The following is a 19,425-nucleotide window of genomic DNA, read 5'->3' on the forward strand; positions in this document are numbered from 1 at the left end:
CTCATGCGCTCAGCAGGTTGCGGCGGCGCTCCACCAGCCGCATGATCATCGGCGTGAAGATCAGCTGCATGGCCAGCTCCATCTTGCCGCCCGGCACCACCAGCGTGTTGGCGCGCGACATCCAGGAGTCGTGCAGCATGCTGAGCAGATAGGGGAAGTCGAAGCCGCGCGGGTTGGCGAAGCGGATGACGACCAGGCTCTCGTCGGCCGTCGGTATCGTGCGGGCGATGAAGGGGTCGGAGGTGTCCACCACCGGCACGCGTTGGAAGTTGATGTGGGTGCGTGTGAACTGCGGGCAGATGTAGTGCACATACTCGTGCATGCGGCGCAGGATGACGTCGGTGACGGCCTCGGTGGAGTAGCCGCGCGTGCTGCGGTCGCGGTGGATCTTCTGTATCCATTCGAGGTTGATGACGGGCACGACGCCGATCAGCAGATCCACGAAGCGGGCCACGTCCACCTTGTCGGTCGTCACGCCGCCGTGCAGGCCCTCGTAGAACAGCAGGTCGCTGGCCGGCAGCGACTCCCAGGCCGTGAAGGTGCCGGGCGGCTGCTTGTAGGGCGCGGCCTCCTCCTCGTTGTGCAGGTATTTGCGGCTCTGGCCCTGGCCGGTCTCGGCATAGCTGCGGAACAGCTCCTGCAGTTCGCCGAACAGGTTGGCGTCTTCGCCGAAATGGCTGAAGTGGGGCTGGTCGTTCTTCTCGGCCTCGGCCATCGCGAGCTTCATGGCCTGGCGGTCGTGGCGGTGGAAGCTGTCGCCCTCGATGAGGGCCGCGGCCACGCTCTCGCGGCGGAAGATGTTCTCGAAGGTGCGCGTCACCGACGTGGTGCCGGCGCCCGACGAGCCGGTGATGGCGATGATGGGGTGCTTGGCGGACATGGATGCTCCTGGCTCGGTTTTTCGAAATCGTTCAGGCGCTGGCGGCGAACAGGCCGCGCTTGCCGAAGAGGGGCGAGTCATAGGCCTGGCCGGGCTCCTCGGCGTGGTATTTCTCGATGCGCGCGACCTCCTGGGCCGAGCCGAACACGAAGCCGATGCGCTGGTGCAGGCCGTCGGGCTGCACCTCCATCAGCCGGCTGCGGCCGGTGCTGGCGCGGCCGCCTGCCTGCTCGACGAGGAAGGAGATCGGGCTGGCCTCGTAGAGCAGGCGCAGCCGGCCGGCGCGCGCCGGGTCCTTGCTGTCGCGCGGATAGAGGAAGACGCCGCCGCGCATCAGGATGCGGTGGGTCTCGGCCACCAGCGAGGCGATCCAGCGCATGTTGAAGTCATGCCCGCGCGGGCCGGCCTTGCCGGCCAGGCACTCGTCCACATAGCGCTTCACGGCCGGCTCCCAGAAGCGGCTGTTGGACGCGTTGATGGCGAACTCGGTGGTCTTCTCCGGCAGTTTGAGGTCGGGGTGGCTGAGCACCCATTCGCCGAGCTGCGGGTCCAGCGTGAAGGCATGGGTGCCGCGACCCAGTGTCAGCACCAGCATCGTCGACGGTCCGTAGATGGCATAGCCGGCGCAGACCTGTTGCGTGCCGGGCTGCAGGAAGTCCTGCGGCGCAGGGTCGGCGCCCGGCGTGGCCGCGCGCAGCACCGAGAAGATGCTGCCCACCGACACGTTCACGTCGATGTTGGAGGAACCGTCCAGCGGATCGAACAGCAGCAGGTATTTGCCGCGCGGGTGCTGGGGTGGCAGCGCATAGGGCGCTTCCATTTCCTCGGACAACATGCCAGCGCAGTGACCGCCCCATTCGGCGGCGTGCAGGAACATGTCGTTGGCCAGCACGTCGAGGGTCTTCTGGTCTTCGCCCTGCACATTGCCGGTGCCGGCGCTGCCCAGCACGCCGGCCAGTGCGCCGTGGGCCACCTTGCGCGCGATGGCCTTGCAGGCCAGCGACACGTCGGTGATCAGCGCGTTGAGGTCGCCGGTCGCGTCGGGGTGGCGGCGGCGTTCCTCGATGAGGAACTGGGTGAGGGTGGAACGGCCTCCGGTGGGCATGATGGTCTCCTGGTCTTCAATGAATCGGTGCGGGCTGCTGGAGCCGCGCGATCAGCTCGCGCGGGGCGTCCAGCCGCCAGGTGTCGGTGGCGAGCCCGGCGGGCGCTGCGCCATAGCCCCAGCTGACCCAGGCGGCGCGGCAGCCGGCGGCGCGCGCGGCGAGCAGGTCGGCCGGGCCATCGCCCACCATCAGCAGTGCGGCGGCGGGCAGGTCCAGCCGCCTTGCCGCCTGCTCGATCAGCAGCGGCGCAGGCTTGCGCTGCGCCGGGGTGTCGGCGCCGTGGACGGCCGCGAAATGGCCCAGCAGGCCTGCGGCCTTCAGCACGGCGCGTGCCAGCGGCGTGGGCTTGTTGGTGACGACCACCAGCGGGCAGGACTGGGACAGCGCGTGCAGCAGCGCGGCCACGCCGGCATAGGGCTCGCCCTGGGCCGCCGGGTCCTGCAGCGTGGCGGCGTCGAAGTCGCGGCGCAGCCGGGCGGCGAGGCCGGCATCGTCCCGCTGCAAGGCCCGCAGCGCGCGCCGGATCAGCGCATCCGGCCCGTCGCCGATCCAGCCGCGCACGGTGGGCCGCTCGAAGCCTGCCAGGCCGGCCGCGGCCAGCGCGGTGTTCAGCGCCTGCGCCACGCCGGCCGCGCTGTCGACCAGGGTGCCGTCGAGGTCGAAGGCAACGGCGCGGATGGGGGCGCTCATGGCCGCGCTCCTGCCGCCTCGTCGCGCAGCGCGGCGATTGAGCGGCGGTAGTCGCCGCCGCTGAACACGGCGGAGCCGGCGACCAGGGTGTCGGCGCCGGCCGAGACGACGCGGCGGATATTGCGCGCGTTGACGCCGCCGTCCACCTCCAGCCAGATGTCGCGCCCGCTGGCGGCTATGCGCCGGCGCAGCAACTCGATCTTGGGCAGCGTGCTCTCGATGAAGGCCTGGCCGCCGAAGCCGGGGTTGACCGACATCAGCAGCACCAGGTCCAGCCGCTCCATCACGTGGTCGATGACATGCAGCGGCGTGGCCGGGTTCAGCGCCAGGCCGGCCTTCATGCCGAGGGACTGGATCAGTTGCAGCGTGCGGTCCACATGCAGGCTGGCCTCGGGGTGGAACGTGACGAGCCCGGCGCCGGCCTCGGCGAACATCGGGATCAGCGCGTCCACCGGCTGCACCATCAGGTGCACGTCGATGGGCACGGGCCGGCCGTCGGCCGTCTTGCAATAGGGCTGGATGGCCTGGCACACCATCGGCCCGACCGTCAGGTTGGGCACGTAGTGGTTGTCCATCACGTCGAAGTGGATGAGGTCGGCGCCGGCCGCGATGACGGCGCTCACCTCCTCGCCCAGGCGGGCGAAGTCGGCGGACAGCAGGCTGGGCGCAATGCGCAAGGGGTGTGTGCTCATGACTGAAGGCCGCGGTACAGGGCCTGCAAGGGGGTGAGGGCGGGCGGCGGGCTGGCCAGCGCGCAGAGTTCGTCGAAGCGCAGCCAGGCGGCGCCGCCGAGCTGGCAGCCGGGCTCGCCGGGCAGCGGTGCGTCGGGGTTGCCCAGGTCGGGCAGCACCAGGCCAGCGGTGGAGAAGTCGCCGCCCTGGGTCCAGTAGGTCGGCGTCACCAGGGTCCACAGGCCAGCACCGGTGGCGGCGCGCAGGCCGTTGACGGAGTCCTCCAGCGCCACGGCCTGCTCGGGCTGCAGGCCCAGCGTGGTCAGCGCCAGGCGGTAGATGTCGGGCGCCGGCTTCTTGGCGCGCACCTGGTCGCCGCAGGCGATGACGGCGAACAGGTCCAGCCCGCGCGGCCCCAGTGTGGCGTGAAGCAGCGCGTGGATGTTGGCGGCCGTCGTCGTGCTGGCGATGGCGAGGCGGCAGCCGGCGTCCAGCGCCTCGCCGATCAGGCGCGACACGCCCTCGCGCAGCGGCAGGCCGCCATCGTGCACGGCCGCGGTATAGAAGCGCGTCTTCTCGGCGTGCACGGCCGGCACCAGGGCGCGCAGGCGGGCGCGCTCGGCGGGCGTGGCGTCCAGCGTGTCGATATAGCTGGCGATGCGCTCCTTGCCGCCGGTGACTTCCAGCAGCTGGCGGTAGTCGGCGCGGCTCCAGCGCCAGCCCAGGCGATGGCGCTCGAAGGCCAGGTTGAAGGCCACGCGGTGGGCCTCCTCGGTGTCGGCCAGCGTGCCGTCGACGTCGAAGATCAGCGCTTCAATGGCCATCGCGTTCTCCTGCGGCGGGGCCGAACACGCGGCTGGCGAGCACGTCCTCGGCCTGCAGCGTGCAGAGCTGCTCGCGGCTCAGCGCGCTGCTGGCGTTGAAGAGGCGCGTCGCATGGCGCAGCCGGATGCGGTCCAGCGCATTGCGGATGGAGCGCGCGTTGGCGAAGTGGGGCTGCTGGCGGCGCAGTGCCACATAGCGCGCGAAGGCGGGCTCGGCATCGCCGTCGAAGCGGTAGTTCAGCTGCTTCAGCATCAACTCGGCGATCTGCATCAGCTCGGCCTCGCTGTAGTCGGGGAAGTCGATGTGGTGGGCGATGCGCGAGGCCATGCCGGGGTTGCTGGAGAAGAAGGTGTCCATGCGGTCCCGGTAGCCGGCCAGGATGACGACGAGGTCGTCGCGGTGGTTCTCCATCACCTGCAGCAGGATCTCGATGGACTCCTGGCCGTAGTCGCGCTCGTTCTCGGGCTTGTAGAGGTAGTAGGCCTCGTCGATGAAGAGCACGCCGCCCATGGCCTTCTTGACGATCTCGCGCGTCTTGGGCGCCGTGTGGCCGATGAACTGGCCCACCAGGTCGTCGCGCGTGACGGCCACCAGATGGCCCTTGCGCACATAGCCCAGCTGCTTGAGCACGGCGGCCATGCGCAGCGCAACGGTGGTCTTGCCGGTGCCTGGGTTGCCGGTGAAGCACATATGCAGGGACGGCGGCGTGGACTGCAGGCCCTGGGCCGCGCGCAGCTTGTCGATCAGCAGCAGGGCCGCGATGTCGCGGATGCGGCCCTTGACCGGCGCGAGGCCGATCAGCTCGCGGTCGAGCTGGTCCAGCACCTCGCGCACGCCCGAGGCTTCGAGCAGGGCGGCGGGCGTCTGGTCGACAAGGGGCGTGGGCAGGGTGCTCATGTCCGCGACCTCAGTAGCGCTGGCCTTCGGCGGCGCGCGTGACTGCGTAGCTCTCGATGCTGTAGCGCAAAGTGCGACCGGGTTCTTCGGTGCGGATCAGCCGGAAGCCCGGCTCGGCCGCGGGCCGGTTGACGATGAAGGACAGCACGACCGACTCGGTGCCGTGGCTGGAGTCGAAGGCCGCCAGCCGGATGTAGTGGCTGGGGAAGGCCTGGCGGCAGGCCTGCAGCTCCAGCATCACGCCGGCCGCGTCGGCGATGTCGAACATCGGGTTGCCCCACATCTCCCAATAGGTGTTGCGGGGGTGCGGGTCGTCGGTGTACTCGATGCCGATGGCCCAGCCGCGGGCCAGCGCGTAGTCGATCTGTTTGGCAATCTGCGCGTCGCTGAGGTCGGGCAGGAAGGAGAAGGTGCCTTGGGTGATTCGCATGGTGGGCTCGCTGGTTTCAGGCCACGGAGGCCGTGGGCACGTAGTCCGAGGTGTCGGTCGACGTGTAGTTGAAGCTGATGTCGCCCCAGGTATCGAGGGCGGCCGCCAGCGGCGTGCACCACCTGGCCGCGTCGCGCAGGATCTGCGGGCCTTCGTTGGCGATGTCGCGGCCCTCGTTGCGGGCCAGCACCATGGCTTCGAGTGCCACGCGGTTGGCCGTCGCACCGGCCTGGATGCCCTGCGGGTGGCCGATGGTGCCGCCGCCGAACTGCAGCACCACGTCGTCGCCGAACAGGTCCAGCAGCTGGTGCATCTGGCCGGCGTGGATGCCGCCGGAGGCCACCGGCATGACCTTCTTCAGCGCGCCCCAGTCCTGGTCGAAATAGATGCCGCGCGGCAGGTCGACCTTCGTGTACGTATCGCGGCAGACGTTGTAGTAGCCCTGCACGGTCAGCGGGTCGCCTTCGAGCTTGCCGACGGCGGTGCCGGTGTGCAGATGGTCTACGCCGGCCAGGCGCAGCCATTTGGCGATGACGCGGAAGCTCACGCCGTGGTTCTTCTGCCGCGTGTAGGTGCCGTGGCCGGCGCGGTGCATGTGAAGCAGCATGTCGTTCTGCCGGCACCAGTGGCTCATGCTCTGGATGGCCGTCCAGCCGACGACGAGGTCCACCATCACGATCACCGAGCCCAGCGACTTGGCGAACTCGGCGCGGCGGTACATCTCCTCCATCGTGCCGGCCGTGATGTTGAGATAGCTGCCCTTGACCTCGCCCGTGGCGGCGCTGGCCTTGTTGACAGCGTCCATCACGAACAGGAAGCGGTCGCGCCAGTGCATGAAGGGCTGGGAGTTGATGTTCTCGTCGTCCTTCATGAAGTCCAGGCCGCCCTTCAGGCCCTCGTAGACGACGCGGCCGTAGTTGCGGCCCGAGAGGCCCAGCTTGGGCTTGGTCGTCGCGCCCAGCAGCGGGCGGCCGAACTTGTCCAGGCGTTCGCGCTCCACGACGATGCCGGTGGGCGGGCCGGGGAAGGTCTTCACATAGGCGACGGGGAAGCGCATGTCCTCCAGCCGCGCCGCGCGCAGCGGCTTGAAGCTGAAGACGTTGCCGATGATGGAGGCGGTGACGTTGGCGATCGAGCCTTCCTCGAACAGGCTCAAGTCGTAGGCGACGTAGCAGAAGTACTGGCCCGGGTTGTTGGGCACCGGGTCCACGCGGTAGGCCTTGGCGCGGTACATGTCGCAGGCCGTCAGGCGGTCGGTCCAGACCACGGTCCAGGTCGCCGTGCTCGATTCGCCGGCCACGGCGGCGGCGGCCTCGATGGGGTCGACGCCGTCCTGTGGCGTGATGCGGAACAGCGCCAGGATGTCGGTGTCCTTGGGCTGGTAGTCGGCGTCCCAGTAGCCCATCTGGGCGTACTTCAGGACACCGGCGGAATAGCGCTTCTTCGCGTCGGTGATCTGGGTGGCTTCGGACATATTGCCCATGGCGGCTCTCCTTGCTCGTTTCGGTGGCGATGGACGCGAATGTAGGGATGCGAATACATTCGTAATAGTTAATTCTTTTAGTCGAATGATTTGCTTTAACTGATGCTTAAGAACGCCACCTTCCGCCAGCTCGCGGCCTTCAATGCGGTGGCCCGGCTGGGCAGCGTCTCGCGCGCCGCGGGCGAGCTGCACCTGACCCAGCCGGCCGTTTCCATCCAGCTCAAGCTGCTGGAGGAGAGCGCCGGCGCGCCCTTGCTGGAGCGCGAGGGCCGCGGCGTGCGGCTGAGCGCGGCCGGCGAGGTGATGGCCGACTACGCGGCGCGCATCCTCGACCTCTGGCGCGAGGCCGGCGACGAGATGGCGGCCCAGCGCGGCCAGTTCTCGGGCACGCTGCGCGTGGGCGCCGTGACGACGGCCGAATACCTGCTCCCGCCGCTGCTGGTGGCCTTCGCGGCCCAGCACCCGGACGCCAAGGTTCAGCTGCGCGTGGGCAATCGCGACGAGATCGTCGCCATGCTGGGCGGCCAGGAGGTGGACATCGCCATCATGGGCCGTCCGCCTGCTGAGCTGAAGACCACCGCCGCCGCCTTCGCCAAGCACCCGATGGCCTTCCTGGCTTCGCCGCGCCACCCCTTGATGGCGCGGCGCGACCTGACGTTGGCCGATCTCGCCGGCGCCAAGCTGCTGGTGCGCGAGCGCGGCTCGGGCACGCGCACGACGCTGGAGCGCCTGCACAAGGACGCCGGCCTGCCGCTGCGCATCGGCTCCGAGATGTCCAGCAACGAGGCCATCAAGCAGATGTGCGCGGCCGGCTTCGGCGCGGCCTTCCTGTCGCTGCACACCTGCGGCCTGGAGCTGCAGGCCGGCCTGCTGGCCCTGCTGCCGATGGCCGGCAACCCGCTGGAGCGGGAGTGGTATGCCATGCACCTGGCCTCGCGCCGCCTGCCTCAGGTGGCGCAGGCCTTCAAGCAGTTCCTGGCCGACGAGGGCCAGCGTCTCATCCTTGAGCAGTTGCGCCCCGGCGCCCCGGCCGCGCGTTCCGGGAAGGCACAGGCGCGCAAGACCAAGGGCTGAGAGCGCTGGAAGCTGCCCTGCCGGTCGCGCTGCGCCGACGGCACGGCACTGACCGGTGCGGCCGGCTCCGCGGGCGCGCCGGGCTGGCGTGGCGGTGACTTCATCGGGGAGCGGGCGCAGAGCTTGCGTGGCGCCAGCCACAACAACCCCTCCGGAGACACCCCTTGCCTCAACCCTTGCATGCCGCCGCTGCCGGCGCGGGCCGCGCGCCCATCGTCACCGTCACCGATGCGCAGGGCCGCATCACCTACGCCAACTCGGCCTTCCAGCGCGCCTCCGGCCTGGCGGTGGAGCAGGCGCTGGGCGCGCCGCACAGCGTCGTGCGCCATCCCGAGATGCCAGCCCGCGTGTTCGCCGACCTGTGGGCCTCGCTGCGCCGCGGCCAGCCCTGGACGGGCCTGATCCGCAACCGCCACAGCGGCGGCCACGACTACTGGGTGCGGGCCAATGTCATCCCCGCGCGGCGCGGCGACGCGGCGTTGGGCTACACCTCCATCCAGCTGCCGCCGTCGGACGAGGAACTCAGGCGTGCCCAGACCGTCTACCGGGCCTGGCAGGCCGGCGGCGGCGCGGCCCACGCGATCCGCCAGGGCCGCATCGTGCAGACCGGCTGGGCCGCCTGGCTGGCCGCGCTGCGCAACCCGCTGGACCTTCCCGTGCAGCGCCGCGTGCAGGGCTCGGCCGGCCTGCTGGCGCTGCTGTTCGCGGCCGGCGTGGGCGCCGCGCTGGCGCCGCAGTCCGTGGCCGGGCTGCTGGCGGGCCTGGGCGGTTGGCAGGTCTGGGCCGTGGCCGGCGGGCTGCTGGGCATCGTGGCCTCCGCCGCCATCGGGCTCTACTTCCAGGGCCGCATCCTGCGGCCGCTGCGCGCCTCGCTCGAAGCGGCCAGCGCGATCGCCGGCGGCGACATCCACCGCCCCTTCGACGACAACGCCCGTGCCGGCGAGCTGCGCGACCTGAACCGCGCGCTGAACCAGTTGGTGGCCAAGATGGCGGCCGTGCTGAGCGACGCTCACGACCACTCGGTACTTGTGGGCGAGCAGGTGGCCGGCCTGGCCGAGGGCGCCGAACGCCTGGCGGCGCGCTCTGCCGAGCAGTCCGCCGACGTGGGCGATGTGGCCCGCCACACCGCCGCCATCGACGGCCTGAGCACGGGCACGGCGGAATCGGCCCGCCAGGCCGACGAGGCCTCGCAGCTGGCCACGACCCAGGCCGACGAGGCCTGCGCCATCGCGCTGACCTTGCAGGCGGCCATGCAAGACATCTCGGCCTTCGGCGCGCGCATCGGCGAGATCAGCGGCCGCATCGACGCGATCTCGGTGCAGACCGGCATCCTGGCGCTGAACGCCGCCGCCGCGGCCAGCCGCGACCGCGAGCTGGGCCGCACCTTCGCCGTCGTCGCCGCCGAGGTGCGCGCGCTGGCCCGGCACAGCGGTGCGGCGGCCCAGCAGATCCGCGCCCTCAGCGCCGAGTCGCACGGCAAGACCGAGGCCGGCCTGCGGCTGGCGCGCACGATGGCCGACAAGGTCGACGGCGCCGCCCAGCGCATCCGTGCGCTGGGCGGGCAGGTGGCGCAGATCCGCCGGGCGGCGCAGTCGCAGTCCGAGGGCGTGCAGCAGATCAACGACCGGCTGCGCGCGCTGGACGGCTCGACCCGGCTCAACGCCGCGCTGGCCCGCGACAGCGTCGATGCCAGCAGCGCGGCGCGTCAGGAGACGGCGCGGCTGCAGGCGGCCATTGCCGTCTGGCATATCGGCTGAAAGCCCGGCTTCCGCTGCGGCGCCGTGGCTGGAAGCGCCGTTTGCAGCGCCGCCGCAGCGGCTCGCCGGACCGCCTTTTTTAGTTGAGCCAGATCAAGGACTTGCGGCGCCGGTTCGGTGTTTTCCCGAGGCGCTGCAGAACTGGCGCGCGACTTGTAAGACAGGAGTCATCCGCCGAGGAGCGGCCCCAAACAAGGCCAGCAAAGGCCAAGGAGACAAGCCCAGATGGAAACCTTCTACGAGGTCATGCGCCGGCAAGGCATCTCGCGCCGCAGCCTGCTGAAGTACTGCTCCCTCACCGCCACATCGCTGGGCCTCGGCCCGGCCTTCGTGCCGCAGATCGCCCACGCGATGGAGACCAAGCCGCGCACGCCGGTGCTGTGGCTGCATGGCCTGGAGTGCACCTGCTGCTCCGAGAGCTTCATCCGCTCGGCCCACCCGCTGGCCAAGGACGTGGTGCTTTCGATGATCTCGCTGGACTACGACGACACGCTGATGGCCGCCGCCGGCCACCAGGCCGAGGCCATCCTCGAAGAGATCATGACCAAGTACAAGGGCAACTACATCCTGGCCGTGGAGGGCAACCCGCCGCTGAACCAGGACGGCATGAGCTGCATCATCGGTGGCAAGCCCTTCATCGAGCAGCTCAAGCATGTGGCCAAGGACGCCAAGGCCATCATCAGCTGGGGCTCGTGCGCGAGCTGGGGCTGCGTGCAGGCGGCCAAGCCCAACCCGACGCAGGCCACGCCGGTGCACAAGGTCATCTTCGACAAGCCCATCATCAAGGTGCCGGGCTGCCCCCCGATTGCCGAGGTGATGACGGGCGTCATTACCTACATGCTGACCTTCGACCGCATCCCCGAGCTGGACCGCCAGGGCCGCCCGAAGATGTTCTACAGCCAGCGCATCCACGACAAGTGCTACCGCCGGCCGCATTTCGACGCCGGCCAGTTCGTCGAGGCCTTCGACGACGAGAGCGCGCGCAAGGGCTACTGCCTCTACAAGATGGGCTGCAAGGGCCCCACAACCTACAACGCCTGCTCCACCGTGCAGTGGAACGGCGGCACCAGCTTCCCGATCAAGGCCGGCCACGGCTGCATCGGCTGCTCCGAGGACGGCTTCTGGGACAAGGGCTCGTTCTACAACCGCCTCACCGACATCCACCAGTTCGGCATCGAGGCCAATGCCGACAAGGTCGGCGGCACGGCCGCGGGCGTGGTGGGCGCCGCCGCGGTGGCGCATGCCGCCGCTTCGGTCATCAAGCGCGCCTCGCAGAAGCGCGAACTGAGCAACTGAGAGCGAGACAAGACATGGGTGCTTACGAAACTCAAGGCTTCAAGATGGACAACTCGGGCCGGCGCATCGTCGTCGACCCGGTGACCCGCATCGAAGGCCATATGCGCTGCGAGGTCAACGTCGACAGCAACAACGTCATCCGCAACGCCGTCTCCACGGGCACGATGTGGCGCGGGCTGGAGGTCATCCTGAAGGGCCGCGACCCGCGCGACGCCTGGGCCTTCGTGGAGCGCATCTGCGGCGTCTGCACGGGCTGCCACGCGCTGACCTCGGTGCGCGCGGTGGAGGATGCCCTGGGCATCGTCATCCCGAAGAACGCCTATTTGATCCGCGAGATCATGGCCAAGACGCTGCAGGTGCATGACCATGTCGTGCACTTCTATCACCTGCATGCGCTGGACTGGGTGGACGTGGTCTCGGCGCTGAAGGCCGACCCGAAGAAGACCAGCGAGCTGCAGCAACTGGTGTCGCCGGCCCACCCGCTGTCCTCGCCGGGCTATTTCCGCGACATCCAGAACCGGCTGAAGAAGTTCGTCGAGAGCGGCCAGCTCGGCCCCTTCATGAACGGCTACTGGGGCAGCAAGGCCTATGTGCTGCCGCCCGAGGCCAACCTGATGGCCGTGACCCACTACCTGGAGGCGCTGGACCTGCAGAAGGAATGGGTCAAGGTGCACACCATCTTCGGCGGCAAGAACCCCCACCCCAACTACCTGGTGGGCGGCGTGCCCTGCGCAATCAATATCGACGGCAACGGTGCCGCCGGCGCGCCCATCAACATGGAGAGGTTGAACTTCATCGAGGCCCGCATCCGGGAAATGATCGAATTCAACAACAACGTCTACCTGCCCGACGTGCTGGCCATCGGCACGATCTACAAGCAGGCCGGCTGGCTGCACGGCGGCGGCCTGTCGGCCACCAATGTGATGGACTACGGCACCTACGAGAAGGTGATGGGCCATCACGACACCCAGCAGCTGCCGGGCGGCGCCATCCTCGGCGGCAACTGGGACGAGATCCAGCCCGTGGACCCGCGCGACCCCGAGCAAGTGCAGGAGTTCGTGGCCCACAGTTGGTACAAGTACGCGGACGAGAGCAAGGGCCTGCACCCCTGGGACGGCGTCACCGAGCCGAACTACGAGCTCGGCGCCAAGACCAAGGGCACGCGCACGGCCATCGAGGAGCTGGACGAGAGTGCCAAGTACTCCTGGATCAAGTCGCCGCGCTGGCGCGGCCATGCGGTGGAGGTGGGGCCGCTGTCGCGCTACATCCTCGGCTACGCCCACGCCCTCAAGGGCCACAAATACTCGCAGCGCGTGAAGGAGCAGGTCGAAAGCTCGGCCCGCATCGTCAACACCGACTTCCCCAAGGCCTTGGGCCTGCCGACCACCGAGTACACGGCCAAGCAGTTGCTGCCCACCACCATCGGCCGCACGCTGGCGCGTTCGCTGGAGTCGCAGTACTGCGCCGAGATGATGCTGGAGGACTACAAGGAGCTGGTCGCCAACATCAAGGGCGGCGACCTCGCCACCGCCAACGTCGAGAAGTGGGACCCGGCCACCTGGCCCAAGGAGGCCAAGGGCGTGGGCACGGTGGCCGCGCCGCGCGGTGCGCTGGGCCACTGGATCCGCATCAAGGACGGCCGCATCGAGAACTACCAGTGCGTGGTGCCCACCACCTGGAACGGCAGCCCGCGCGACACCAAGGGCCAGATCGGCGCCTTCGAGGCCAGCCTGATGAACACGCCCATGGTCAACCCCGAGCAGCCGGTGGAGATCCTGCGCACGTTGCACTCCTTCGACCCCTGCCTGGCCTGCTCCACCCATGTGATGAGCCCCGACGGCCAGGAACTCACCAGCGTCAAAGTTCGCTGAACCGCACGAGAACAGGAAACGAACATGCAAGACCTCAAGACCCTTTCGCGCCGCGCGGCCTTCGCGGCCCTGGCCCTGCTCGCTACGGGCGCGGCCCAGGCCCACCCGGGCCATGACGGCCACAGCCTGGTCGACGGCTTCCTCCACCCCTTCGCCGGCCTGGACCACCTGCTGGCCATGGCCGCGGTGGGCCTGTGGTCGGCCGCCGAGCTGCCGGCAGGCCGCCGCCTGGCCGGCCCGGCCGTCTTCCTCGCGATGCTGCTGCTGGGTGCGGTGCTGCCGCAGTTCGGCCTGCTGCTGCCGGGGCTGGAGGCTGGCGTGGCGGTCAGCGTCGTCGCGCTCGGCGTGCTGATGATCGCGGCGCGCCAGCCCGCGCTGCGACTGCCGGTGCCTGTGGGCCTGGGCCTGGTCGGCCTGGCGGCCCTGCTGCACGGCATGGCGCACGGCGCCGAGCTGGCGGTGGGCCAGTCCTTCGCCGCCTATGCGGCGGGCTTCATGACGGCCTCGGCCCTGCTGCATGGTGCGGGCCTGGTGGCAGGCGGCTGGCTGCAGGCCGGGCGCGTCTGGGCCTGGCGCGCGACGGCCGGCCTGGTCGGTGCCAGCGGCCTGGCGATGCTGGCGGGGCGGCTCTGAGCCGGCCGCCGCAGGAGGGCTCACCATGTCCAACACCACCACCCACCACGGCCTGAGCCGCGAGGACATCAACGACGCGCGCGAGGTCGCCGCGGCGCGCTCGATCAAGTCCGTCTACGTCTACGAGGCGCCGGTGCGCATCTGGCACTGGATCAACGCCGCCGCCATCACTGTGCTGGCCGTCACCGGCTACTTCATCGGCTCGCCCCTGCCCACCCAGCCGGGCGAGGCCAGCGCCAACTACCTGATGGGCTATATCCGCTTCGCCCACTTCGCGGCCGGCTATCTGCTGGCGGTCGGCCTCGCCGGCCGGCTCTACTGGGCCGTGGTGGGCAACCACCATGCGCGCGAGCTGTTCTGGGTGCCGCTGTTCCAGCGCGCCTACTGGAAGGAGTTGGGCGGCATGCTGAAGTGGTATGCCTTCATCGCGCCGCGGCCGGGCCGCTATGTGGGCCACAACCCGCTGGCGCGCTTCGCGATGTTCTTCGGCTTCTTCCTGCTGACGCTGTTCATGATCGTCACCGGCTTCGCCCTCTACGGCGAGGGTGCGCAGGCGGGGTCGTGGCAGGAGCGGCTGTTCGGCTGGGTCATTCCGCTGTTCGGCCAGTCGCAGGACGTGCACACCTGGCACCACCTCGGTATGTGGGCACTGGTGTGCTTCGTCATCCTGCACGTCTACGCCGCCATCCGCGAGGACATCATGGGCCGCTCCAGCGTGGTCAGCACGATGATCTCCGGCCACCGCACCTTTAAAGACTGAGGGCGGCATGGGCCTCGCGCAGCGCACCGGCCAATACCTGCGGCATCCGCCCGCAGGTGTTCCGGTGCGCCTGCCTTGTCACCCAGGACCCTTCCTGCAGCGCCACTACCTGACGCCGCTGGCCCTGAGCCAGAGCGACGCTGCCCGGCGCCTGGGCATGTCGCGCCGCCGCCTGCACGAGCTGGTGCACGGCCAGCGCGCGGTGTCGCCCGACACCGCGCTGCGCTGCGCCCTCGTGCTAGGCAGCAACGCCGCCTTCCTGCTGGCCATGCAGGCGGCGTGGGACAGCTTCCACGCCTGGAAGCATCTGCGCGCGCAGTCGCGCCACTCCTCCCAACATTGATTCGTTTCGCCATGCACCCGATACGCCCCAATCCGTCCGAAAACGCCTGTCACCCCTGCCGTGACAGCGCCGAAACCCTCTGCGTGCTCGGCATCGGCAATGTGCTGTGGGCCGACGAGGGCTTCGGCGTGCGCTGCATCGAGGCGCTGCAGCAGCGCTGGGAGTTCGCGCCCCAAGTGCAGCTCATCGACGGCGGCACCCAGGGCCTCTACCTCGTGCAGCATGTGCAGCAGGCCGACCGCCTGCTGATCTTCGACGCCATCGACTACGGCCTCGCGCCCGGCGAGCTCAAGCTCATCGAGAACGAGGACGTGCCACGCTTTATGGGCGCCAAGAAGATGAGCCTGCACCAGACCGGCTTCCAGGAGGTGCTGATGCTGGCCCTGCTGACCGAGCAGTATCCGAAGGAGGTGCTGCTGATCGGCTGCCAGCCCGAGGAAATCGAGGACTACGGCGGCAGCCTGCGGCCGGTGGTCAAGCAGGCGCTGGAAGACGCGCTGGCCCTGGGGCTGGCCGCGCTGCGGCGCTGGGGCGCCCAGCCCCGGCCGCGCAGCCGCCCGCTCAGCGAGGTCGAGACGGTGACCTTTGCCGAGCTGGCCCTGGGTCGCTACGAGTCTCAGCGGCCCTCCGAAGACCTGGCCTGCCGCAGCGGCGACGAGCGTTTCATGCCGGCGCGCGAGGGCCTTTGACCATGTGCATCGGCATCCCCATGCAGGTGCTGGCCCTGGAGCCCGGCCATGCGATCTGCGCCGGCCGCGGCGAGCGGCGCCGCGTGCGCACCGCGCTGATCGGCGAGCCGCGGCCGGGCGACTGGCTGCTGGTCTTTCTCGACAGCGCCCAGGAGCGCATCCCGGCCGAGCGGGCGCGCGAGGTGGATGCCACGCTGGACCTGCTGGCCGCCGTGCAGGCAGGGCAGGGCGGCGGTGCGGATGCCGGCTTCATGCTGCCCTCGCAGACCAGTGCCACCGAGCTGCTGGCCCTCACCGGTGCAAACAACCCCACGATGGAGACCCCGACATGAACACCGAATCCCTGCTGAGCCTGCCTGTGCAGGCGCCACCGGCCCGGCCCGACACCTCGCCCCTGGTCACACGCCTGGCCGAGACCTGCGGCGCGACCTGGGTGGATGCGGACAGCATCGACGCCTGGGCCGCCCAGGGCGGCGACCGCGTCGTGCTGTTCGCCGGCGACGCGGTGCGTTTCCCCGAGGGCCAGGACGTCGCCGTCGTGCTGCCCGAGCTGCAGCGCAGCCTGGGCCGGCGCTTCGAGATCGGCGTCGTGCAGCGCCACCTGGAGGACGCGCTGGCGCGCCGCTTCGGCTCGCAGCGCTGGCCCACGCTGCTCTTCCTGCGCGACGGCCAGTACGTCACCACGCTGGCCGGCATGCACGACTGGGACGACTTCCTGCGCAAGGCCGAGGAGGCCCTGGCCGCACCCGTCTCGCGCCCGCCGGGCATCGGCATCCCCCTCGTCAGCGCCGCCTCTGGCGACAGCGGCTGCCACTAACCCCACCCGGACACGACGATGAAAGACTTCCCCATCCCCGTGCGCGCCATCGGCCCCGGCAGCCAGCAGGAGGACGAGACGCTGGACTACATGCCCATGCCCCAGGGCATGGAGACCTTCCGCGCGCCGCTGCTGCCCGAGCCCGAGCAGATGGCCGGCCGCGAGCGCGCTCATGCGGCCCTGCGCGACACGCTGGCCCAGTTGGAGCAGGTGTGCCTGGACGGCGCCAACCGCCGCGTTGACCTGGGCGCCCTGGACGAGCTGGACCTGGCCCTCGTCAACCAGGTGCTGGGCGAGGGCGAGGTCAGCGCCGTCGTGCAGGCCGCGGGCGAAGCGCAGCGCGCCGTGCAGGTGCAGGAGGCCGTGTTCGCCGGCGTCTGGCGCGTCATCGCGACCGAGGGCGGCCGCGTCGTGTCCGACCAGATCGAGCTGGGCCATGTGCCCGAAGTGCTGCGGGTCGTCGCCCGCGAGGATGTCGAGCCCGAGGTGCCGCGCTGGCAGGGCGGCCTGCCGCCGAACGTGCAGAACGCGCCGGCCCTGCTGGCCGAGATCGAGGACCAGTGGCGCATCTGGCGCCCGGGCCAGCCGGTCCATGTTGTCAACCTGACGCTGCTGCCGATGTCGGTGGAGGACATCGGCTTTCTCGACCACCACCTCGGCACCGGCCGCGTCCTCATCCTGTCGCGCGGCTATGGCAACTGCCGCATCACCAACACGCTGCGGCCCCACACCTGGCGCGTCGTCTACTACAACTCCCAGGACGTCGTGATCCTGAACACCGTCGAGATCAGCGAGCTGCCCGAGGTGGCCCAGGCTGCTATCGAGGACCTGCAGGACTCGCAGGAGCGGCTGCGCGAGGTGCTGGCGTGGGTGGAGCAGTCGTGAATGTGCGTGCCGAGCGCCGGGCCGCTCCCAAGCCGGCACGCATCCCCTCGGGGGCTGAGGCCGGACACATTGCGCCCAGTGGGCGCGATGTGACTGCCGAAGGGCTGTGGCGCACGCCACAGCGCGGTCTGCAAGACCGACCGCCGTTTGCGGCGGGCGAGGGGTTGTCATGACTTTCGAAGGTTCCTACCTCGGCGACGCGGCACGGCTGCCGGCCGACGCGCGCCTGGAGTGCAAGATCTGCTGGTGGGTCTACGACCCGGCCCTGGGCGACGAGGTCTGGCAGGTGGCGCCAGGCACGGCCTTCAACGACCTGCCATCGCACTGGCGCTGCCCGCAATGCGATGGCGACGCGGAGCAGTTCATGGTGCTGGCGTCATGAGCGAATTGAGAGCCCGCGTCGAAGCGCTGGAGGCGCTGTTCCGCCACGTCGAGCGCACGCGCATGGCGGGCGTGCCGGTGTTGAACCGCGCATTGTGCGTCGAGGCCGTGGGCTTCGAACCGGTGGCCGTCGACGCGGGCGAGGCGCCCGCCGTGGCCGGCGTGCTGCTGACGCCCTGGTTCATGAACCTCGTCTGGCTGCCCATGCAGCCTGCGGCCGGCGAGGGCCGGGTCGGGCAGACGCGGGTGCGCAGCCTCGGCGGCCCGACGTGCTTCGAGTTCATCGCGGCGCACGAGCCCGGCTTCGGTGCCTACGAGGCCTGCTCGCTGGCTTCGCCGATGTTCGACTACAACGACCAGGCCCAGGCCAGCGCCACGGCTGTCGCGGTGCTGGCCGAGCTGCGGCCCGCAAAGGTGGTGTCGAACGCGCGGCGCGGCTTTCTGTTCGGCCGTAACGCCGCGGAGGCCAGGCCATGAACGGCGTGGACGCGCTGGCTGGCGTGCTGCGGCTGCGGCCGGGCCAGGCCTGCCCTCACGGCCTGACTAACGAGCGCCCGGACTGGGCCGGCAGGCTGGCTCGCGGCCGCTTGCCCGCCGAGCTGCCGGGCCTGCTGGCCAGCGTCTACAGCCTGTGCGGCCATGCGCAGCGGATGTGCGCGCAGATGGCGCTGCGCGCCGCGGGTGCGGGCGATGTGGGCGGCGACGCTGCTGCCGCGCGCAGCCTGCAACGTGAGACCCTGGCCGAGCATCTGCGCCGCATCGGCCTGGACTGGCCCGCCGCGCTGGCCTGTGGCAGGAGTGAAGCGAGCGACGAGGCGCTGCTGTCCCTGCGCAGTTGCCCGCTGCTGCGCCGGCCCGATGCCGGCCTGGCAGACACCAGGCAATGGCTGGAGCGCCATCTGCTCGGCATGTCGGCCACGAGCTGGCTGGAACGATGGGAGCATGAGCCCGGCTGGTGGAGCGAATGGAGCGCCAGCACCAGCGGCTGGCTGCCGCGTCTGCTGCGCGAGGCTCGCCCGTTGGCCGATTGGCCGCTGGCGGCGGCCGAGCCGCTGCATGTGCATGCCGGCGCGGCGCCGCTGCGCCAGCTCGCCGCCAGCCTGCGCACAGACCCCGGCTACACCCGCCAGCCGCGCTGGCTGGACGACTGCGCCGAGACCGGCTGCTGGACGCGCCTGCACGAAGCCGGCAGCTCCATGCCCGCCACGCCCTGGCAGCGCCTGGGCGCGCGCGTGGCCGAGCTGGTGCGCCTGGCCCTGCCCGACGCACCGGGCCGCGCCGGCGGCGGCTGGCTGGCCTTCGGTGCGCTGCGCGTGGCCGACGGCGAGGGCCTGGCCTGGGTGGAGATGGCCCGTGGCCTGCTCGTGCACCACGCGGTGCTGGACGCCGCCTCGGGCCGCGTGGCCGCCTACCGCGTGCTGGCCCCGACCGAATGGAATTTTCATGCCGAGGGCGCCGTGGCGCACGCCCTCGAGGGCCTGCGCCCCGCGGCGTCGGGCCGCATCGCCGCATTGATGGCCGCTTACGATCCCTGCGTGCGCTTCGAGGTGGAGACGCAGTTGCTTGAAGAGGAGCGCGCCCATGCATGAAGCCAGCCTGGCCGGCGGCATCCTGAAGCTGGTGGAGGACGCCGCGCGGCGCGAGGGTTTCCGGCGCGTGACGGCGCTGCGCGTCGAGGCCGGTGCGCTGGCCGGCGTCGAGGTGAGGGCGCTGCGCTTTGCGCTCGAGGCCATCGCGCCCGGTACCGTGCTGCAAGCTTGCGACATTGCCATCGACGAACCCGAGGGCCGGGCCTGGTGCCTGCCCTGCGCCGCCACCGTGCCGCTGGCGCGGCGCGGCGACCCCTGCCCCCTTTGTTCAGGCCACCAGCTGCAGCCCACGGGCGGCACCGAGCTGCGCGTGGTGGACCTGATGGTTGAAGACTGAAGACGATCGAG

At 70.3% G+C, this 19,425-nt stretch carries 23 protein-coding genes; 15 read left to right on the forward strand and 8 right to left on the reverse strand.

Annotated elements, in window-relative coordinates; all coding sequences use genetic code 11:
* Position 1: 1 nt before the first annotated feature.
* The 8 genes from EV671_RS15220 to EV671_RS15255 are packed head-to-tail and all read right to left on the reverse strand — an operon-like array spanning position 2 to position 6,973.
* Positions 2-880: a phosphoribulokinase gene (locus EV671_RS15220; protein ID WP_132573206.1), complete on the reverse strand. Its 879-nt coding sequence runs from the start codon at positions 878-880 to the stop codon at positions 2-4.
* A 31-nt stretch (positions 881-911) separates the two neighbouring features.
* A complete protein-coding gene (locus tag EV671_RS15225; protein WP_132573208.1) occupies positions 912-1,985 on the reverse strand; it encodes a class 1 fructose-bisphosphatase in 1,074 nt (357 codons plus the stop codon).
* A 16-nt stretch (positions 1,986-2,001) separates the two neighbouring features.
* Positions 2,002-2,676: an HAD family hydrolase gene (locus EV671_RS15230; protein ID WP_132573210.1), complete on the reverse strand. Its 675-nt coding sequence runs from the start codon at positions 2,674-2,676 to the stop codon at positions 2,002-2,004.
* A complete protein-coding gene (gene rpe / locus EV671_RS15235; RefSeq protein WP_132573212.1) occupies positions 2,673-3,368 on the reverse strand; it encodes a ribulose-phosphate 3-epimerase in 696 nt (231 codons plus the stop codon). Before rpe ends, EV671_RS15230 begins: the two co-directional genes overlap by 4 nt.
* Positions 3,365-4,171, reverse strand: coding sequence for an HAD-IA family hydrolase (locus EV671_RS15240; protein ID WP_132573214.1), 807 nt, complete (start codon positions 4,169-4,171; stop codon positions 3,365-3,367). Before EV671_RS15240 ends, rpe begins: the two co-directional genes overlap by 4 nt.
* On the reverse strand, positions 4,161-5,069 hold the full coding sequence (gene cbbX / locus EV671_RS15245) for a CbbX protein (protein WP_132573216.1): 909 nt from the start codon (positions 5,067-5,069) through the stop codon (positions 4,161-4,163). The genes EV671_RS15240 and cbbX overlap by 11 nt, the downstream gene beginning before the upstream one ends.
* Positions 5,070-5,079: 10 nt before the next feature.
* On the reverse strand, positions 5,080-5,499 hold the full coding sequence (locus tag EV671_RS15250) for a ribulose bisphosphate carboxylase small subunit (RefSeq protein WP_132573218.1): 420 nt from the start codon (positions 5,497-5,499) through the stop codon (positions 5,080-5,082).
* A 16-nt stretch (positions 5,500-5,515) separates the two neighbouring features.
* Positions 5,516-6,973 (reverse strand): form I ribulose bisphosphate carboxylase large subunit, encoded by a 1,458-nt coding sequence (locus EV671_RS15255; RefSeq protein ID WP_415840505.1) that lies wholly within the window; start codon positions 6,971-6,973, stop codon positions 5,516-5,518.
* Between the two features lie 111 nt (positions 6,974-7,084).
* Here EV671_RS15255 and EV671_RS15260 point away from each other — a divergent pair, with 111 nt between their 5' ends.
* The 15 genes from EV671_RS15260 to EV671_RS15330 all read left to right on the forward strand — a co-directional run bounded on the left by EV671_RS15260 (position 7,085) and on the right by EV671_RS15330 (position 19,414).
* Positions 7,085-8,056 carry a LysR family transcriptional regulator gene (locus tag EV671_RS15260; RefSeq protein WP_132573222.1) on the forward strand — a complete coding sequence of 324 codons (972 nt, stop codon included), beginning with the start codon at positions 7,085-7,087 and terminating at the stop codon, positions 8,054-8,056.
* A gap of 164 nt (positions 8,057-8,220) precedes the next feature.
* Positions 8,221-9,813, forward strand: coding sequence for a methyl-accepting chemotaxis protein (locus EV671_RS15265; RefSeq protein WP_132573224.1), 1,593 nt, complete (start codon positions 8,221-8,223; stop codon positions 9,811-9,813).
* A gap of 225 nt (positions 9,814-10,038) precedes the next feature.
* On the forward strand, positions 10,039-11,109 hold the full coding sequence (locus EV671_RS15270) for a hydrogenase small subunit (protein ID WP_132573226.1): 1,071 nt from the start codon (positions 10,039-10,041) through the stop codon (positions 11,107-11,109).
* A gap of 14 nt (positions 11,110-11,123) precedes the next feature.
* Positions 11,124-12,980: a nickel-dependent hydrogenase large subunit gene (locus EV671_RS15275; protein WP_132573228.1), complete on the forward strand. Its 1,857-nt coding sequence runs from the start codon at positions 11,124-11,126 to the stop codon at positions 12,978-12,980.
* Positions 12,981-13,004: 24 nt separating this feature from the next.
* Positions 13,005-13,613: a HupE/UreJ family protein gene (locus EV671_RS15280; RefSeq protein WP_132573230.1), complete on the forward strand. Its 609-nt coding sequence runs from the start codon at positions 13,005-13,007 to the stop codon at positions 13,611-13,613.
* Positions 13,614-13,638: 25 nt separating this feature from the next.
* On the forward strand, positions 13,639-14,373 hold the full coding sequence (gene cybH / locus EV671_RS15285; protein WP_132573232.1) for a Ni/Fe-hydrogenase, b-type cytochrome subunit: 735 nt from the start codon (positions 13,639-13,641) through the stop codon (positions 14,371-14,373).
* Positions 14,374-14,380: 7 nt separating this feature from the next.
* On the forward strand, positions 14,381-14,716 hold the full coding sequence (locus tag EV671_RS15290; protein ID WP_165917585.1) for a HigA family addiction module antitoxin: 336 nt from the start codon (positions 14,381-14,383) through the stop codon (positions 14,714-14,716).
* Positions 14,717-14,727: 11 nt separating this feature from the next.
* Positions 14,728-15,405, forward strand: a complete 678-nt coding sequence (locus EV671_RS15295) for a HyaD/HybD family hydrogenase maturation endopeptidase (protein WP_207911174.1) — start codon at positions 14,728-14,730, stop codon at positions 15,403-15,405.
* Between the two features lie 2 nt (positions 15,406-15,407).
* Complete coding sequence (locus EV671_RS15300; protein WP_132573234.1) at positions 15,408-15,737, forward strand: HypC/HybG/HupF family hydrogenase formation chaperone; 330 nt, start codon at positions 15,408-15,410, stop codon at positions 15,735-15,737.
* Positions 15,734-16,222, forward strand: a complete 489-nt coding sequence (locus tag EV671_RS15305; RefSeq protein ID WP_132573236.1) for a thioredoxin domain-containing protein — start codon at positions 15,734-15,736, stop codon at positions 16,220-16,222. The genes EV671_RS15300 and EV671_RS15305 overlap by 4 nt, the downstream gene beginning before the upstream one ends.
* Positions 16,223-16,240: 18 nt before the next feature.
* The gene (locus EV671_RS15310; RefSeq protein ID WP_132573238.1) at positions 16,241-17,107 is read left to right on the forward strand and encodes a hydrogenase expression/formation protein; all 867 of its coding nucleotides are present in this window, start codon (positions 16,241-16,243) and stop codon (positions 17,105-17,107) included.
* Positions 17,108-17,276: 169 nt separating this feature from the next.
* Complete coding sequence (locus tag EV671_RS15315) at positions 17,277-17,489, forward strand: rubredoxin (protein WP_132573241.1); 213 nt, start codon at positions 17,277-17,279, stop codon at positions 17,487-17,489.
* The gene (gene hybE, locus EV671_RS15320; protein WP_132573243.1) at positions 17,486-17,965 is read left to right on the forward strand and encodes a [NiFe]-hydrogenase assembly chaperone HybE; all 480 of its coding nucleotides are present in this window, start codon (positions 17,486-17,488) and stop codon (positions 17,963-17,965) included. Before EV671_RS15315 ends, hybE begins: the two co-directional genes overlap by 4 nt.
* Positions 17,962-19,077, forward strand: a complete 1,116-nt coding sequence (locus EV671_RS15325; RefSeq protein ID WP_132573245.1) for a hydrogenase formation protein — start codon at positions 17,962-17,964, stop codon at positions 19,075-19,077. The genes hybE and EV671_RS15325 overlap by 4 nt, the downstream gene beginning before the upstream one ends.
* Positions 19,070-19,414: a hydrogenase maturation nickel metallochaperone HypA/HybF gene (locus tag EV671_RS15330; protein ID WP_132573247.1), complete on the forward strand. Its 345-nt coding sequence runs from the start codon at positions 19,070-19,072 to the stop codon at positions 19,412-19,414. Before EV671_RS15325 ends, EV671_RS15330 begins: the two co-directional genes overlap by 8 nt.
* The last annotated feature ends 11 nt before the right edge of the window (positions 19,415-19,425 follow it).

It is taken from the genome of Roseateles saccharophilus (genome assembly GCF_004342485.1).
Taxonomy (GTDB): Bacteria; Pseudomonadota; Gammaproteobacteria; order Burkholderiales; family Burkholderiaceae_C; genus Pelomonas; species Pelomonas saccharophila.

Bases quoted from the DNA above. Each gene is read 5' to 3' on its own strand.
- EV671_RS15220 (WP_132573206.1), bottom strand. From the start codon at position 880: ATGTCCGCCAAGCACCCCATCATCGCCATCACCGGCTCGTCGGGCGCC.
- EV671_RS15225 (WP_132573208.1), bottom strand. From the start codon at position 1,985: ATGCCCACCGGAGGCCGTTCCACCCTCACCCAGTTCCTCATCGAGGAA.
- EV671_RS15230 (WP_132573210.1), bottom strand. From the start codon at position 2,676: ATGAGCGCCCCCATCCGCGCCGTTGCCTTCGACCTCGACGGCACCCTG.
- rpe (WP_132573212.1), bottom strand. From the start codon at position 3,368: ATGAGCACACACCCCTTGCGCATTGCGCCCAGCCTGCTGTCCGCCGAC.
- EV671_RS15240 (WP_132573214.1), bottom strand. From the start codon at position 4,171: ATGGCCATTGAAGCGCTGATCTTCGACGTCGACGGCACGCTGGCCGAC.
- cbbX (WP_132573216.1), bottom strand. From the start codon at position 5,069: ATGAGCACCCTGCCCACGCCCCTTGTCGACCAGACGCCCGCCGCCCTG.
- EV671_RS15250 (WP_132573218.1), bottom strand. From the start codon at position 5,499: ATGCGAATCACCCAAGGCACCTTCTCCTTCCTGCCCGACCTCAGCGAC.
- EV671_RS15255 (WP_415840505.1), bottom strand. From the start codon at position 6,973: ATGTCCGAAGCCACCCAGATCACCGACGCGAAGAAGCGCTATTCCGCC.
- EV671_RS15260 (WP_132573222.1), top strand. From the start codon at position 7,085: ATGCTTAAGAACGCCACCTTCCGCCAGCTCGCGGCCTTCAATGCGGTG.
- EV671_RS15270 (WP_132573226.1), top strand. From the start codon at position 10,039: ATGGAAACCTTCTACGAGGTCATGCGCCGGCAAGGCATCTCGCGCCGC.
- EV671_RS15275 (WP_132573228.1), top strand. From the start codon at position 11,124: ATGGGTGCTTACGAAACTCAAGGCTTCAAGATGGACAACTCGGGCCGG.
- EV671_RS15280 (WP_132573230.1), top strand. From the start codon at position 13,005: ATGCAAGACCTCAAGACCCTTTCGCGCCGCGCGGCCTTCGCGGCCCTG.
- cybH (WP_132573232.1), top strand. From the start codon at position 13,639: ATGTCCAACACCACCACCCACCACGGCCTGAGCCGCGAGGACATCAAC.
- EV671_RS15290 (WP_165917585.1), top strand. From the start codon at position 14,381: ATGGGCCTCGCGCAGCGCACCGGCCAATACCTGCGGCATCCGCCCGCA.
- EV671_RS15295 (WP_207911174.1), top strand. From the start codon at position 14,728: ATGCACCCGATACGCCCCAATCCGTCCGAAAACGCCTGTCACCCCTGC.
- EV671_RS15300 (WP_132573234.1), top strand. From the start codon at position 15,408: ATGTGCATCGGCATCCCCATGCAGGTGCTGGCCCTGGAGCCCGGCCAT.
- EV671_RS15305 (WP_132573236.1), top strand. From the start codon at position 15,734: ATGAACACCGAATCCCTGCTGAGCCTGCCTGTGCAGGCGCCACCGGCC.
- EV671_RS15310 (WP_132573238.1), top strand. From the start codon at position 16,241: ATGAAAGACTTCCCCATCCCCGTGCGCGCCATCGGCCCCGGCAGCCAG.
- EV671_RS15315 (WP_132573241.1), top strand. From the start codon at position 17,277: ATGACTTTCGAAGGTTCCTACCTCGGCGACGCGGCACGGCTGCCGGCC.
- hybE (WP_132573243.1), top strand. From the start codon at position 17,486: ATGAGCGAATTGAGAGCCCGCGTCGAAGCGCTGGAGGCGCTGTTCCGC.
- EV671_RS15325 (WP_132573245.1), top strand. From the start codon at position 17,962: ATGAACGGCGTGGACGCGCTGGCTGGCGTGCTGCGGCTGCGGCCGGGC.
- EV671_RS15330 (WP_132573247.1), top strand. From the start codon at position 19,070: ATGCATGAAGCCAGCCTGGCCGGCGGCATCCTGAAGCTGGTGGAGGAC.